We start from the raw sequence: 13797 nt of genomic DNA, 5'->3' as shown, positions 1-13797 counted from the left end.
CTCTCATACCCGGAGGTGTCGATGTCTGATCGTAATGCAAGCCGCGCCGCTTCGTTCCGATTCGTAGCCACGTTATGCGCGGCATTCGCGACGTTCTCGGCGCAACAGGCGTTCGCGCAAGGTGCGCTCGCTCCGCCGCCCGATCTGCCGAACAACGATGGCGCGGACGGCATCCTGCGCGTGTGCGCCGATCCGAACAACATGCCGCTCTCCAACAAGAAGGGCGAGGGTTACGAGAACAAGATCGCGAGTCAGATGGCGAGCGATTTCGGCTACAAGCTCGAATATACGTATTGGCCGCAACGCATGGGATTCGTGCGCAACACGCTGCGCGAGAAAGTGCCGCAGACGGAGCGCTTCAAATGCGATCTGATCATCGGCGTGCCGAAGGGTTATGAATTGACCGCGACGACGCGTCCGTATCTGCATTCTACTTACGCGATGGTGTTTCCGAACAAGCCCGAATACGCGAGCATCAAGACTCCATCGGATCTGATGAATCTGCCGCCGGATCAGTTGAAGAAAATGAAGCTCGGCGTCTTCGTGAAGAGCCCCGCCGTGGACTGGCTGCTTCGCCATGATCTGATCGCTCAGGCTGTGTCGTATCAGGGGCAAAGCGGCGATCCCGAGGCGTTTCCCGGCGAGATGATCGAACGCGATCTGGCGAAGGGCGACGTCGATGCGGCTTTCGTATGGGGGCCGATCGCGGGCTATTTCGCGAATCGTTCCGATAACAAGGTGCGTCTCGTGCCGTTCCCGGCCGGTCAGCCGATTCGCTTCGACTATGAGATTTCGATGGGCGTGCGTTATGGCGAAAAGGCGTGGCGGGACAAGGTGGATAACTGGATTGCATCGAACCAGCCGAAGATCGATCAGATTCTGACGAGCTATCAGGTTCCGTTGTTGCCGTTGCAGCCGGAAAGCGCCCAATGAAGCGGATATACGCGGCTTCTCTTTGCGCGTGGGTTATCGCGCTGGGCAGTGCGATGCCGCGCGTCGCGATGTGTGCGGACGCGCCCGTGGCTTCGGCGCCGACGTCCGTCGATATCAAGCCCGCTGAGCAGTTGCTCTTCATGCAGCCGCATATGACCGGTGTCGAGGCGCAGACCGAGCTCGATTACGCGGTGGATTATTCCGGGCCGCCGTCGAAGGTCAATGACACGTTGCGCGTGCTCGTCGTGAGTCAGGGCAACAGCAAGAACGACGCGAAGGTTTCCGATCGGACGGGGAATGTCAACGTGCCGGGCGGCTTGCCTTGCAATCCGGTGATCATCTATTTTCTGGAGCATGACATCGCGGAGATGGAGCAACTGACGGGCGGTCAGCGGCGCTATTTCCAGCAGCGCGTGAGGATGGCGCTTGCGGCGGGGCCTGCTATCACGCCGGTGTCGAGCGAAGCGCTCGGGCTTGGCAAGCATGCGAAGGCGCAGCAGATCGTCATTCAGCCTTATTTGAACGATCCCAACGCCGAGCGGTTCACCAAGTACCTCGCCAAGCGCTATACGTTCGTCATGGCCGATGACGTGCCCGGGCGATTGCTCATGATTCGCACCGAAGTGCCCGGTGATGGGAACGATTTTGCGCATCCGCTGCAGAAGGAGACGATTGCTTTTCAAGGGACGTTCAGGAATATGGGCGCGCCGGGGAAGCCCTCGAATGCGCCTCGGGCTAGTCGGTGATTTTTTTTTCTTCTTCGCCGGATCCCGATTTCTTAGTGGTCTATTAGCGTTGCCCCTGTGCGGGGCGGCACTCACTTTCTTTGCTGCTGCAAAGAAAGTAAGCAAAGAAAGCAGCTTTTCAGGCCCGCGGTCACACGCAATTTGGGTAGTTCTCTCGTTGCAGATGGCACTCGCCTAAAGAGTGCCCTCATCACAATAACCGGGCTTGGCTCGCGCACGGTCCGCCGCCCGAAAACGCTGAGGACACTGGTTCAGCACGAAACAGCTTCGGCACAGCGCTACGCGCTGCCGCGGGGTCTGCAAGGGAAACCAACGGGCGGCGAAGGCGGCGAGATTGAGACGTTAGTAGAGAAGCACATGCATCCCCGATTGACCGGTCGGCCGCGAAGCGGGCCGGAGCTATTTGGTGCTGAACCAGCGCGTGGTGTGGTGCGATGTGACAGACCGTGCGCGAGCCAAGCCCGATTAGGTGTTTGAGGGCACTCTTTAGGCAGCCCACGATGGACGAGAGGACTACCCAAATTGCGTGTGACCGCGGGCGTATCAGTAGCTGCTTTCTTTGCTTACTTTCTTTGCAGCAGCAAAGAAAGTGAGTGCCGCCCCGCACAGGGGCAGTGCCAATAGACCGACACGATCACAGGATTCCAAAGAAGCCGCAGCGAACCAAACCCGCCCAAAACGACCCCGTGAATTTCATCCGCTCCCTAACCCTGCGTCAGCTGCAAATCTTCGTGATAGCAAGCCGCTGTCCAAGCTTCGCCCGCGCAGCGGAGGAACTGCACCTCACCCAACCAGCGGTATCGATGCAAATCCGGCAACTCGAAGAAGCGATCGGCTTACCGCTATTCGAGCGAGTCGCGCGACGCTTATCGCTGACCGAAGCCGGCGAAAGGCTCTCACATCACGCGAGCCGCATACTCGGCGAAATCAAAGACGCCGAAGACGCCATGATGTCGCTCACACAAGCCGATAGCGGCGCGATAGCGGTGAGCATCGTCAGTTCGGCGACGTACTTCGCCCCCAAGCTTCTCGCGCTCTACAGGCAGCAATATCCCAAGGTCGATGTGCGCTTCTCCGTCGGCAACCGAGAAACGCTCTTGCGTCTCTTGCAGGACAATGCAACCGATCTAGCCATCATGGGCCGCCCGCCGCCCGAACTCGGTACGACCGCCGAGCCACTCGCCTATCATCCGCATGTGATCGTCGCGCCGCTGTCGCATCCGCTGCGTCATGCAAAACAATTCGACCTTCAGGAACTTGCGAACGATACGTTCCTGCTACGCGAACCCGGCTCGGGCACGCGCGCCGTCGCCGAGCATGTCTTTCGGCAGAACCTCTTCGTGCCCGCGCATAGCGTCACGCTCGGCAGCAACGAAACCATCAAGCAGGCCGTCATGGCGGGCATGGGCGTGAGCCTCATCTCGCTGCACACGCTCTCGCTCGAACTGCGCACCGGCGAAATCGCCGTGCTCGACGTGAACGGCACGCCCGTCGAACGCACGTGGCAACTCGTGCATTCACGCTCGAAACAACTTTCGCCGACTTGCCTCGCTTTTCGCCGCTTCCTCCTCGAACACGCCGAACCGTTTCTGGAGCGCGAATACGCGCAGTTCTGCCTGCGCAGACCCAGGCGGCTCGCCGAAGCAAGCGACGTCCGATGAACGTCGCATCGGCCTGCCGTCGCATCACGTTCCTCGTACTAATTGCGTGTGCAACTATCGCGCGTGCGCAGACCGCGCTGCAGGTCACGCAGATCGCGCCCGGTAACTACGCGCATCGCGGTCACGACGATGTCGCGACGCACGAGAACGGCGGCGATATAGCGAATGTGGGCTTCATCGTCGGAACACGCTGCGTCGCGGTGATCGACACAGGCGGCACGCTCGCGGAAGGCCGCGCGTTGCGCGCCGCGATACGCGCTGTCACGCCGCTGCCGGTCTGCTATGTCATCAACACGCACATGCATCCGGATCACATCTTCGGGAATGCGGCTTTCAAGGACGATCATCCGCAATTCGTCGGCAGCGTGACGCTCGCGCAAGCCGAAGCCTCGCGCGCGGACAACTACATGCGCGCGCTCAATCGCGAGTTGGGTAGCGCGGCAGCGGGCAGCGAAATCGTCGCGCCGACGAAGACGATCGACGGCACGGGCACGCTCGATATCGGTGGACGCACGCTCACGCTGCGCACATGGAAAACCGCGCATACCAACAACGACTTGACGGTATACGATGAGAAGAGCGGCACGTTGTGGACGGGTGATCTGCTGTTTGTGCACTGCATTCCTGTGATCGATGGCAGCGTTATCGGCTGGCTCGACGACATTGCGCGCATTCGACAGATGAATCCGCGTCATGTCGTGCCGGGGCACGGTCCGCTCGATCCGCCTTGGACGCAATCGCTCGACGCCGAGGAACGCTATCTCGCCGATCTGGCGCGCGATGTGCGTGCTGCGATCAGGAAGGGCGAAACGATCGGGCAGGCAGTCGATAGCATCGGTCTCGGCGAGAAAGACAAGTGGCTTCTCTTCGACATGTATCACCGTCGCAATGTGACGGCCGCTTATGCGGAGCTCGAATGGGAGCAGTAGTGCAGGACTGGAGGGACATCATGAAGACAACATGGTCCGGCGTTCGCGCGATGACGGTCGCGAGCCTCGCCGCCGCGGCGCTCTCGCCGTATGCCGCGCAGGCGGCGCAGCCCGACGACGATCCCGACAAGGTGGCGCGCTGGATCGACTTCAGGGAAGGGACGTTCAAGGGCCGCACGATCGACACGCACGGCGATGCGGTCATCAAGCTCGACGCCCCCGCGCGCGCAGCCGATGCCGCCGTCGTGCCGATCGCGATCAACGCGCAGTTTCCGCAATCGCCCGCGCGTTACATCAAGAAGCTTTATCTCTTCATCGACGAAAATCCCGAGCCGTATGCAGGATCGTTCGAGTTCACGCCGGAATCGGGACTCGCGACGATCGAAACGCGCGTGCGCGTGGAGGACTACACGTTCATGCGCGCGATTGCTGAGACGAACGACGGCAAGCTCTATAGCGCCGTTCGTTTCGTGAAGGCGTCGGGCGGATGTTCCGCACCCGCCGACAAGGACGAAGACGCGGCCGAGCGGACAGCGGGACAGGTCCGTCTTCAGGCCGAAGGTCACGCCGTGGCGGGCAAGCCCGAACTCGCGCAACTGATGGTGCGTCATCCGAATCGAACCGGCATGGCGATGAACCAGGTCACGCGCAACTACGCGTCGGCGTATTTCATTCGCAAGGTGTCGGTCACCTATGCGGATAAGCCGGTGATGACCGCGAACGTCAACTTCTCGATTAGCGAGAACCCGAATTTCCGCTTCTATTTCGTGCCGAGCGGAAGCGGCGAACTGAAGGCGTTTATCGAGGATACGAAGAACAAGCATTGGGACGGCGCCGTGGCGGTCAACGCGCAAACGGGCAGCGCGCAGACATCGGCGATGAAATGACGGTGCGCCGCTTGCGAGCGCTGTTCTTCACGCTGCTCTTGGCTGTCAGCACGCTCACGCATGCGGCGATGAGCGGCATGCCCGCACCTGTCGCCATTGCGCCGGGCGTGTACGCGTTCATCGGCGACAACGATGCCGTCGCGCCCGCGAATCACGGCATCGTCGCGAACAACGGCTTCATCGTCGGACAGAACGGCGTGATAGTCATCGACACAGGTTCGTCTTATCGCTATGGCCGCGCGATGATCGAAGCGATCCGCAAGGTCACGCCGTTGCCGGTGAAGCTCGTCATCATCACGCATCAGGCGCCCGAGTTCGTGTTCGGCGCGGCCGCGTTTCGCGACGAGGGCGTGCCGATCCTCGCGCACGCGCGCGCCGCGCAATTGATTCGCGAACGCTGTTCGATTTGTCTCGCCAATCTGCGCAAGACGCTCGGCGAAGATGAAATGGCCGGCTCGCGCGTGACCGTTCCCGATCAGACGGTAAACGGCACGACGGAGATCGAAAGCGGCGGACGCAAGCTGCAACTGCTGCACTTCGGTCCTGCCAGCACGCCCGGCGATCTCGCCGTGCTCGACACGCAAACCGGCGTGCTGTTCGCGGGCGGGCTCGTATCGAATGGACGCATACCCGAGCTGCGCAACGAGCAGATTTCCGGCTGGCTCGCCGCGCTCGAGAACCTGCGCGGGCTCGACCTGAAGACGGTTGTACCCGGCTTCGGCAAGCCCTTGCGCGGCGACGACATCATGCGGACCGGCACGTATCTGCGCGAGCTCGAAGCCGCGGTGAAGCAAGCCTACACGAGCGGCGTCGGACTGACCGAAGCGATGCACACCGTACAGGTGCCCGCGTTCAGGAACGACAAGCTCTACGCGACCGCGCAGCCGCAGAACGTGCAGCGCATCTATCTGCAACTGGAAAAGCAGTAGCGCGTTGACGCAACCTTTCTTCCAACGCCGTAAAACTACCAGGAGACACAACGATGGCCCAGCTCGTAGCGCTATATAAAAATCCGTCCGACCCGCAGGCATTCGACGACTACTATGCGTCGACTCACGCGCCGCTGGCAAAGACGCTGCCGGGCCTGCGGCGCTATGAGATCAGCGCGGGACCGGTCGTGGCGGCATCGGGAGAATCGCCATATCACCTCGTCGCGCTGCTTCAGTTCGATTCGCTGGAAGCGATCCAAGCCGCGTTCGACTCGCCCGAAGGCCAGAAGACCGCCGGCGATCTCGCGAATTTCGCGCAAGCCGGCGTCGATCTGCTGATGTTCGATTCGAAAGAAGCCTGACCGACCTTTATGCCTTCGGAGATGCAACCGCGTCTCCGAAGCGCGTCTCTTTCCTCAGCTTATTTCCCCGAACGCAAGACCCGCGTCGCCGAATGGGGATGCTGCACGGTTTTATATCCATCGATACAATACGTTTTCTATCGGACGATATAAAACGTCCGTCCTTCAATTCGATGGAGCGGGATCATGGCGCGACCGCGCAATTTCGACGAGGACAGCGTGCTGCATGCCGTTGCCGAAGCGTTCTGGACGCACGGCTACGACGGCACGTCCACACGCGACCTCGTGCAGTACACGGGCCTTACACAGCCGAGCCTCTATAACGCTTTCGGCGACAAGCGCGCGCTCTTTCTGCGCGCGCTCGATCACTATCTCGAACACACCTTGCGCGAGCGCATCAACAGGCTCCAATCCACGATGACGCCCGATCGCGCGATCAGCGCGTTCTTTCGCGAGGTCGTCGAGCGTTCGGTGTCGGACGAGCATCGGCGCGGCTGCATGCTCGTCAATGCGGCGCTCGGCGCATCGCCGGAAGACGAAGCGTTTCGCGAGCTCATCGCGGAGGAGATGTCGCTGATGCGCGCGTTCTTCGAGCGCTGCCTGAAGGCCGGATTCAAGAGCGGCGAAATCGAGCGCGTGATGCCGGCCGATGCCGCCGCCACGAATCTGCTCGCGGTGCTGCTCGGCGTGCGCGTGCTCGCGCGCGTCGATCCGAAGCCCGCGTTGTTGATCGGCGCCGTCGCGCCGACGCTGGCGATGCTGAGGCTGCCGCCGCTCGGGCTCAGCGTCGGCAAGCGTTAAGGCCTTCGTATCCATTCACGTCACGTTGTCCGTCCGCGTGCAAGCGCTGCGGCCGGGGGAGTCGTCATCATGTCGGAACAAACGGTATCGGCCGTCAGCGCCGATCAGCCCACTGCGCTCGATGCCCGCACTTTCTTCGCGATGCTCGCGGGCTTTTGCGCGAGTCTCGTCGCCATCGGCCTCGCGCGCTTCGCCTACACGCCGCTGATTCCGCCGCTGATCGAGGCGCACTGGTTCACGTCTTCCCAAGCGGTGACGCTCGGCGCCGCTAACTTCGCGGGCTATTTCGCGGGCGCGCTCTTCGGCCGCGCGATCGCCCATGCGCTCACGAATCGTCACGCGCTGCGGCTGCTCATGGCGATCGCGACGGTGGCCTTCTTCGCCTGCGCGTTTCCGCTGTCGATTGCCTGGTTCTTCGCGTGGCGGTTCCTTTCGGGCTTGTCGGGCGGCGCGATCATGGTGCTCGTCGCGACGACGATCCTGCCGCATGTTCCGCCCGCGCGTCGCGGCTTCGCGAGCGGGATGATCTTCGTCGGACTGGGCTTCGGCATCGCTGCATCGGGGACGCTGATTCCGAAGCTCCTTCATCACGGATTGCACGATACGTGGATGGGGCTCGGCGTGTTTTCGCTGATATTGACGGCGATTGCGTGGTTCGGATGGCCCGCGTCGAACCCACCTGCCGTCGCAAAGCAAGATGCGGCAACGCATTCGAACCCGCACGGCAATACGCGTTTGCGCCTGCTGTATGGGCAATATGCGGCGAACGCGCTCGGCCTCGTGCCCGTGATGATCCTGCTCGTCGATTGCATCGCGCGCGGCTATGGCCGAGGCGCCGAAGTGGGCGCGAGCTATTGGGTGCTGTATGGCGTCGCGGCGATCTTCGGGCCGCTCGTCTGCGGCAATGCGGGCGATCGCATCGGCTTCGGCATGGCTTACCGTTTTGCGCTGCTGGTGCAGGCGTGCGCGGTGGCGTTGCTGGCTTTATCGGCGAATCCGTATGTGATCGGTGTCGCGACGGTGGCGCTCGGCATCTCGACGACCGGCATCGTGCCCCTCGCGCTCGGGCGCGTGCATGAACTGCTGCCGCACGATCATACCGAGCAGCGTGCGGCATGGAGCAGGGCGACGTCGGCGTTCGCGTTGTGTCAGGCGCTTGCCGGATATGGCTACTCGTTTCTGTTCTCGCATACGCATAACGATTACGCGCTGATTTTTGCGTGCGGAGCGTGTGCGCTGGCCGTTGCGTTCATTGCGGATATCGTCGTGAACCGCAAGCGCGCCGCGAGCTAATCGATGTGGCCGGAAGTCGAATCGTCCGCTTCGACTTCGGGGTCTGCGACGCTCAAGTCCTCGCGTCGATGATTGATGACGAGAAACACGCTCATCAGCGCGAGGAAGGCACCGACCAGCATCGCGGCATTGATGAAGACACGTTCATAGCCGAGCTCGGCGACGTTGATGAACGGATAGGGATAAAAGTCGGAGAGACGTCCGCGCCACAGCGTGATGCAAAGATAAGACAGCGGATAGACGAGCCAGAGCGCGCATCGTTTCAATGAAAGGTGAAAGCGCGGCACGAAGAGATACCAGTACAAGGCCGCGAGCGCGGGCACGATGGTATGCAGCGATTCGTTGACGAGCGCGCGATAGCCCGATGGTGTCCATAGATAGCGCAGCAACGCGTTATAAGCGATACCGACGAACACGATATATACGACGACCGCCGTGACGACGGTCGGTTTGCGGAAGAAGCGCGCCAGGGGGAATCGCGCGCGTGTTGCAACGCAGGTGAAGCAGAACGCGGTCAGCGATACGGTCAGGTTCGTCAGGTAGCTGCTCATGCGCGCGAGGCCGTCGAAGACGGTGAAGCCGCGATTGACGAGACGCGCGATGGTGATGTCCGTCTGCGCCGCGAACGCGAGCCACGCGATCATCGCGATGGCGGCGGCCAGCGCGAGCGATGCGGTGCTGGGCGTGTGAAGCGGCAACTCGGGTTCTTGCCGGGGAGGTTGGCGGGACGTGTTCGACATGACGCCATTTTACGTGCGCGCCAGGCGACTGCACCGACGATCGCGTCAGCCGTCACCGCATGAAGCGTGGAAGGCCAAAGATCCAGCCTGGCGCCCGTTCGAGACACGTCCGATTCTGGTGCACGGCAAAGTCGACTTATAAGTATCCGTGCTTCGCCCTCGAGGAAATCCAGACATGATGTGGCGGGGATTTCCCGGATGCGCACAACAACGTTCGTCTCGCTTGGAAGTGCGGCGGGGCGCAATCGATACGCACGGAGTGCCTCGCCGCGACCCGCTCACCCGAGCCTGACAACCGCATCCCTCAACGCCGTCCTCAACCCTTCCTCGACCACCGGGTGATAAAACGGCATCCGCAGCATCTCATCGACCGTGAGCTTCATCTGCAACGCCCACGCCAGCAAATGCGCGATGTGTTCCGCATCCGGCCCAATCCATTCCGCCCCGACGAAGCGGCGGCTCGCGCGATCGACATACACATGCATCAACCCGCGATTTCTGAGCATCACGCGGCTGCGGCCTTGATCCTCGAAACTCACTTCGCCCGTCACGAACGACTCGGGCTTAAGGTCGACATGACGCGAGCCGACCATCGCAATGCCCGGATCGGTGAACGCAATTGCAATCGGCGCGCGACGCTCGACCGCTTCGACATGCGGATAACGCGCGGCATTCGTGCCCGCCGCGCGGCCTTCGTCGGCGGCTTCGTGAAGCAAGGGCAGCACGCCGTTCGCATCGCCGGCGATGAAGACCGGATGAGCGCCCGCCTGCAGCGTGAGCGGATCGTAGACCGGCAAGCCAACGTCATCGAGTGCAAGCGATGTATTGCTCAAAGCCAGCCCGCCGACATTCGGCTTGCGCCCGGCAGCGACGAGCACGTAATCAAAGGTTTCCTCGATCGACTCGCCCGCATCTGACACATAGCGCAAACGCACTTCATCTCCTTCGCGCACGGCGGCCTGCACTTGCGCAAACGGCTCGAAACGAAACGCTTCGCTGAACACACGCCCGGCATACGCACGCACATCGGGATCGGTGAAAGGCCCGACGCGCCCGCGCGCGCCCAGCAGCGACACACGCACGCCGAGCCGCGCCAGCGCCTGACCGAGTTCGAGGCCGATGACGCCCGCGCCGATCACCGCAACGCGCTTCGGCAAATCGTCCCACGCGAACACATCGTCGTTGATGATGGCGCGATCGCCGAGCGCGCGATACATCGACGGCATAACGGGACTCGACCCCGTCGCGATGACGATGCTCTTCGCCTGCACCTTCGTATCGTCGCCCACTTGCAGCAGGTTATCGTCGATGAAGCGCGCGTAGCCGGTGAGCTTGTCCGCATCGGGCATCGCATCGACGCCCGCGACGACGAAGCTGACGAAACGATCGCGCTCGCGCTTCACGCGCGCCATCACTTCGCGCCCGTCGATGCGCAGCGCGCCATCGATATGCACGCCGAACGCCGCCGCGTGCGCCGCGTGATGCGCGGCATCGGCCGCTGCGATGAGAAGCTTCGACGGCATACAGCCGACGCGCGCACACGTCGTGCCGTGCGCGCCGCCTTCGATGAGAATCGCCGAAGCGCCCGCAGCCTTCGCCGCGCGATACGCCGAAAGTCCCGCGCTGCCCGCGCCGATGATGGCGACATCCGTATGGATCGTGTTCATGATGAAGTTCCGAGTGATTGATGCAGTTGCGGATCATCATGAAGCGCGGCACGCAAAACGTGAATGCTTGTTCGTATCGCTTTTCTGCTCGATCGTCTCAACTCGCGACGCATCGAAGTGATGTATTCATCTAGACGTCTCATGCGCGTCACTATCTCGTCATGTTCGCTTCCTAGAATCTCCCGAACGTTTCAGCGCGCCATGTGAGCGCGCCCATCGAGGGAAGCTATGGACGCAATTCGCATCGAGCGTCTCACCAAGACGTTCCGGAATGGCCGCAAGGCGCTCGACTCCGTCGATCTGCGCGTGGAAGAGGGCGAGATGGTCGCGCTCATCGGCGCTTCCGGATCGGGCAAGTCGACGCTTCTGCGGCACATCGCAGGCTTCACGGCATCCGACCCCGCGCCGTCGCACGTCACGTTGCTCGGCCGCCCGATCCAGCAGAACGGCAGGATCGTGCGTGAAGTGCGCTCGATACGCCGCGACGTCGCCTTCGTGTTTCAGCAGTTCAATCTCGTCGGACGTCTTTCAGTGCTGACGAACGTGCTGATCGGCGCGTTGTCGCGCGTGTCGTTGTGGCGTCGTATGTCCGGGCGCTTTCCGCGCGACGAACGCTCGCTCGCGATGGATTCGCTCACCGCGATGGGCATCGGCGAACACGCGTTCGAACGCGCGAGCAATCTGTCGGGCGGTCAGCAGCAGCGCGCGGCACTGGCACGCGCGCTCGTGCAGCGTGCGCGCATCGTGCTCGCGGATGAACCGATCGCATCGCTCGATCCCGAATCGGCGCGACGCGTCATGGAACTCATGCAGACGCTCAATCGCGAGCGCAAGCTGACGGTCGTCGTGTCGCTGCATCAGATCGATGTCGCGATGAAGTACTGCCCGCGCACGATCGCGTTGCGCGATGGCCGCGTCGTCTTCGATGGCGCGAGCGAGCGTCTCACGCCCGAGGTGCTGCACAAGCTCTACGGATCGTCCGCCAGCGAACTGCTTGCGCATCACGTAGCGCGGACGCACGCCGCGGAACTTCAACTCAACGTCAACTCCTGGATCGCATCATGAAAAAATTTCTGGCCGGCGCCGCGCTCGCGTCTTGCCTGCTGACGCAATCCGTTCTTGCCGAGACGATCAACTTCGGCATCATCTCGACGGATTCGTCGGCCGCGCTCAAGCAACGCTGGCAACCGCTCATCGACGATCTGAACAAGCAGACGGGTCTCGACGTGAAGGCCTACTTCGCGACCGACTACGCGGGCATCATCGAAGCGATGCGCTTCAACAAGGTGCAGATCGGCTTCTTCGGCAATGCATCGGCGATCGAAGCGGTCGATCGCTCGAACGGCGAAGTCTTCGCGAAGGTGAAGTACAAGAACGGCGAAGCGGGCTATTACTCGCTGCTCATCACGAACGCGAACAGCAAGTGGAAATCGCTCGATCAGGTGCTGAAGAACACGAAGGAAATCAATCTCGGTTTCGGCGATCCGAACTCGACGTCGGGCACGCTCGTGCCGTCGTATTACCTCTTCGCGAAGAACGGCATCAACCCGAAGTCGTCGTTCAAGAGCGTGCTGCCGTCGAGCCATGAGGCGAACATGCTCGCGGTCGTCAACGACAAGATCGATGTCGCGACCAACAACACCGACATGCTCGACACCATCAAGACGCAACATCCCGAGCTGTATCCGAAGGTGCGCGTGTTGTGGAAGTCGCCGCTTATTCCATCGGACCCGCTCGTATGGCGTCGCGATCTGCCGCAAGCGACGAAGGACAAGCTGCGCAACTTCTTCGATCACTACGCGGAAAAGGACCCGCGCGAACAAGCGGTGATGACTGCGATCTCGGGCTATTCGGGCTTCGCCGATTCGTCGAATGCGCAACTCGTGCCGATTCGTCAGATGGCGCTCTTCCAGAAGAAGCAGCAGGTGCAGAACGACGCGCATCTCGACGACGCCGACAAGAAGGCGCAGATTGCCGCGCTCGATCAGAAGATCGCCGCGCTCGACACGACGGCGGCGAAGTAAATGAAGCCGCTCGACGTAACGACGTTCGAGGCCGGCATCGTGCGGCCCGTGCGGACGAGTGCACCGAAGCGCAGCTGGACATCGATGTTCGGCTGGATCGTTCTGATCGCCGTGCTGGGTCTGTCATGGCAGAGCGCGGACATGCGCCCGCTCGATCTGCTCGGCGCATCGGGCAACATGAGCCAGTTCGCGCGCGACTTCTTTCCGCCCGACTTCACGGAATGGCGCACGTACGTGCATGAAATGATCGTGACGCTCGCGGTCGCCGTGTGGGGCACGGCGCTCGCGCTCGTCTGCGCCGTGCCATGCGGGCTGCTATCGGCGCTGAACATCGCGCCCGTATGGATCTCGCAACCCGTGCGCCGCCTGATGGACGCGTGCCGCGCGATCAACGAAATGGTCTTCGCGATGTTGTTCATCGTCGCGGTCGGACTCGGGCCTTTCGCCGGCGTGCTCGCGTTGTGGGTTCATACAACAGGCGTGCTCGCGAAGCTCTTCGCCGAAGCGGTCGAAGCCGTCGATGCGCGGCCCGCCGAAGGCGTGCGCGCGACCGGCGCGAGCAGTCTCGATGAAATCGTCTACGGCGTGCTGCCGCAAGTGTTGCCGCTGTGGATTTCGTTCGCGCTGTATCGCTTCGAGTCGAACGTGCGCTCCGCGATGGTCGTCGGCATGGTCGGCGCGGGCGGTATCGGCGTCGTGCTGTATGAAGCGATCCGCTCGTTCAACTATGCGCAGACGTCGGCGGTGATGCTGATCGTCATCGCGATCGTGTCGATGATCGATCTCGCTTCGGGGTGGGTGCGCGAACGCGTGATTTGATTGCGC

At 62.0% G+C, this 13797-nt stretch carries 14 protein-coding genes; 12 read left to right on the top strand and 2 right to left on the bottom strand.

Features of this window, described 5'->3' with window-relative positions; translation table 11 throughout:
* Positions 1 to 21: 21 nt before the first annotated feature.
* From NCT05_RS21805 to NCT05_RS21765, 9 genes are all read left to right on the top strand, one after another.
* Positions 22 to 933 (top strand): substrate-binding domain-containing protein, encoded by a 912-nt coding sequence (locus NCT05_RS21805; RefSeq protein WP_008354362.1) that lies wholly within the window; start codon positions 22 to 24, stop codon positions 931 to 933.
* Positions 930 to 1679 (top strand): hypothetical protein, encoded by a 750-nt coding sequence (locus NCT05_RS21800; protein WP_008354364.1) that lies wholly within the window; start codon positions 930 to 932, stop codon positions 1677 to 1679. The genes NCT05_RS21805 and NCT05_RS21800 overlap by 4 nt, the downstream gene beginning before the upstream one ends.
* Positions 1680 to 2365: 686 nt before the next feature.
* The gene (locus tag NCT05_RS21795) at positions 2366 to 3340 is read left to right on the top strand and encodes a LysR family transcriptional regulator (RefSeq protein WP_250503148.1); all 975 of its coding nucleotides are present in this window, start codon (positions 2366 to 2368) and stop codon (positions 3338 to 3340) included.
* Positions 3337 to 4269, top strand: a complete 933-nt coding sequence (locus NCT05_RS21790) for a quinoprotein relay system zinc metallohydrolase 2 (protein ID WP_034473493.1) — start codon at positions 3337 to 3339, stop codon at positions 4267 to 4269. Before NCT05_RS21795 ends, NCT05_RS21790 begins: the two co-directional genes overlap by 4 nt.
* A 20-nt stretch (positions 4270 to 4289) precedes the next feature.
* Entirely contained in the window at positions 4290 to 5156 is an 867-nt protein-coding gene (locus NCT05_RS21785; RefSeq protein WP_250503147.1) for a quinoprotein dehydrogenase-associated SoxYZ-like carrier, read from the top strand.
* Positions 5153 to 6085: an MBL fold metallo-hydrolase gene (locus tag NCT05_RS21780; protein WP_250503146.1), complete on the top strand. Its 933-nt coding sequence runs from the start codon at positions 5153 to 5155 to the stop codon at positions 6083 to 6085. The genes NCT05_RS21785 and NCT05_RS21780 overlap by 4 nt, the downstream gene beginning before the upstream one ends.
* Before the next feature lie 53 nt (positions 6086 to 6138).
* A complete protein-coding gene (locus NCT05_RS21775; RefSeq protein WP_008354369.1) occupies positions 6139 to 6447 on the top strand; it encodes an EthD family reductase in 309 nt (102 codons plus the stop codon).
* A gap of 186 nt (positions 6448 to 6633) precedes the next feature.
* Positions 6634 to 7248 (top strand): TetR/AcrR family transcriptional regulator, encoded by a 615-nt coding sequence (locus NCT05_RS21770; protein WP_250503145.1) that lies wholly within the window; start codon positions 6634 to 6636, stop codon positions 7246 to 7248.
* Positions 7249 to 7317: 69 nt separating this feature from the next.
* Positions 7318 to 8541 carry a YbfB/YjiJ family MFS transporter gene (locus NCT05_RS21765; RefSeq protein ID WP_175982847.1) on the top strand — a complete coding sequence of 408 codons (1224 nt, stop codon included), beginning with the start codon at positions 7318 to 7320 and terminating at the stop codon, positions 8539 to 8541.
* On the opposite strand, the gene NCT05_RS21760 is transcribed toward NCT05_RS21765, so the two are convergent.
* Together NCT05_RS21760 and NCT05_RS21755 are read right to left on the bottom strand one after the other, a co-directional pair.
* Complete coding sequence (locus NCT05_RS21760) at positions 8538 to 9281, bottom strand: Pr6Pr family membrane protein (protein ID WP_250440779.1); 744 nt, start codon at positions 9279 to 9281, stop codon at positions 8538 to 8540. The genes NCT05_RS21765 and NCT05_RS21760 overlap by 4 nt on opposite strands.
* 278 nt (positions 9282 to 9559) lie before the next feature.
* Entirely contained in the window at positions 9560 to 10948 is a 1389-nt protein-coding gene (locus NCT05_RS21755) for a dihydrolipoyl dehydrogenase (protein ID WP_008354374.1), read from the bottom strand.
* 228 nt (positions 10949 to 11176) lie between these two features.
* Here NCT05_RS21755 and phnC point away from each other — a divergent pair, with 228 nt between their 5' ends.
* The 3 genes from phnC to phnE all read left to right on the top strand — a co-directional run bounded on the left by phnC (position 11177) and on the right by phnE (position 13791).
* Positions 11177 to 12013 carry a phosphonate ABC transporter ATP-binding protein gene (gene phnC, locus NCT05_RS21750; protein WP_250459707.1) on the top strand — a complete coding sequence of 279 codons (837 nt, stop codon included), beginning with the start codon at positions 11177 to 11179 and terminating at the stop codon, positions 12011 to 12013.
* Positions 12010 to 12972, top strand: a complete 963-nt coding sequence (gene phnD, locus NCT05_RS21745; protein WP_250459709.1) for a phosphonate ABC transporter substrate-binding protein — start codon at positions 12010 to 12012, stop codon at positions 12970 to 12972. The genes phnC and phnD overlap by 4 nt, the downstream gene beginning before the upstream one ends.
* Positions 12973 to 13056: 84 nt before the next feature.
* Positions 13057 to 13791 carry a phosphonate ABC transporter, permease protein PhnE gene (gene phnE / locus NCT05_RS21740; RefSeq protein WP_250503157.1) on the top strand — a complete coding sequence of 245 codons (735 nt, stop codon included), beginning with the start codon at positions 13057 to 13059 and terminating at the stop codon, positions 13789 to 13791.
* The last annotated feature ends 6 nt before the right edge of the window (positions 13792 to 13797 follow it).

The sequence above is a fragment of the Caballeronia sp. AZ7_KS35 genome, from assembly GCF_023631045.1.
Taxonomy (GTDB): Bacteria; Pseudomonadota; Gammaproteobacteria; order Burkholderiales; family Burkholderiaceae; genus Caballeronia; species Caballeronia zhejiangensis.
This window is presented reverse-complemented; position numbering and strand designations above follow the sequence as displayed.

Coding starts and splice junctions, on each gene's coding strand:
- phnD (WP_250459709.1), top strand. CDS start 12,010: ATGAAAAAATTTCTGGCCGGCGCCGCGCTCGCGTCTTGCCTGCTGACG.
- NCT05_RS21765 (WP_175982847.1), top strand. CDS start 7,318: ATGTCGGAACAAACGGTATCGGCCGTCAGCGCCGATCAGCCCACTGCG.
- NCT05_RS21760 (WP_250440779.1), bottom strand. CDS start 9,281: ATGTCGAACACGTCCCGCCAACCTCCCCGGCAAGAACCCGAGTTGCCG.
- NCT05_RS21770 (WP_250503145.1), top strand. CDS start 6,634: ATGGCGCGACCGCGCAATTTCGACGAGGACAGCGTGCTGCATGCCGTT.
- phnE (WP_250503157.1), top strand. CDS start 13,057: ATGTTCGGCTGGATCGTTCTGATCGCCGTGCTGGGTCTGTCATGGCAG.
- NCT05_RS21755 (WP_008354374.1), bottom strand. CDS start 10,948: ATGAACACGATCCATACGGATGTCGCCATCATCGGCGCGGGCAGCGCG.
- NCT05_RS21785 (WP_250503147.1), top strand. CDS start 4,290: ATGAAGACAACATGGTCCGGCGTTCGCGCGATGACGGTCGCGAGCCTC.
- NCT05_RS21780 (WP_250503146.1), top strand. CDS start 5,153: ATGACGGTGCGCCGCTTGCGAGCGCTGTTCTTCACGCTGCTCTTGGCT.
- NCT05_RS21775 (WP_008354369.1), top strand. CDS start 6,139: ATGGCCCAGCTCGTAGCGCTATATAAAAATCCGTCCGACCCGCAGGCA.
- phnC (WP_250459707.1), top strand. CDS start 11,177: ATGGACGCAATTCGCATCGAGCGTCTCACCAAGACGTTCCGGAATGGC.
- NCT05_RS21800 (WP_008354364.1), top strand. CDS start 930: ATGAAGCGGATATACGCGGCTTCTCTTTGCGCGTGGGTTATCGCGCTG.
- NCT05_RS21790 (WP_034473493.1), top strand. CDS start 3,337: ATGAACGTCGCATCGGCCTGCCGTCGCATCACGTTCCTCGTACTAATT.
- NCT05_RS21805 (WP_008354362.1), top strand. CDS start 22: ATGTCTGATCGTAATGCAAGCCGCGCCGCTTCGTTCCGATTCGTAGCC.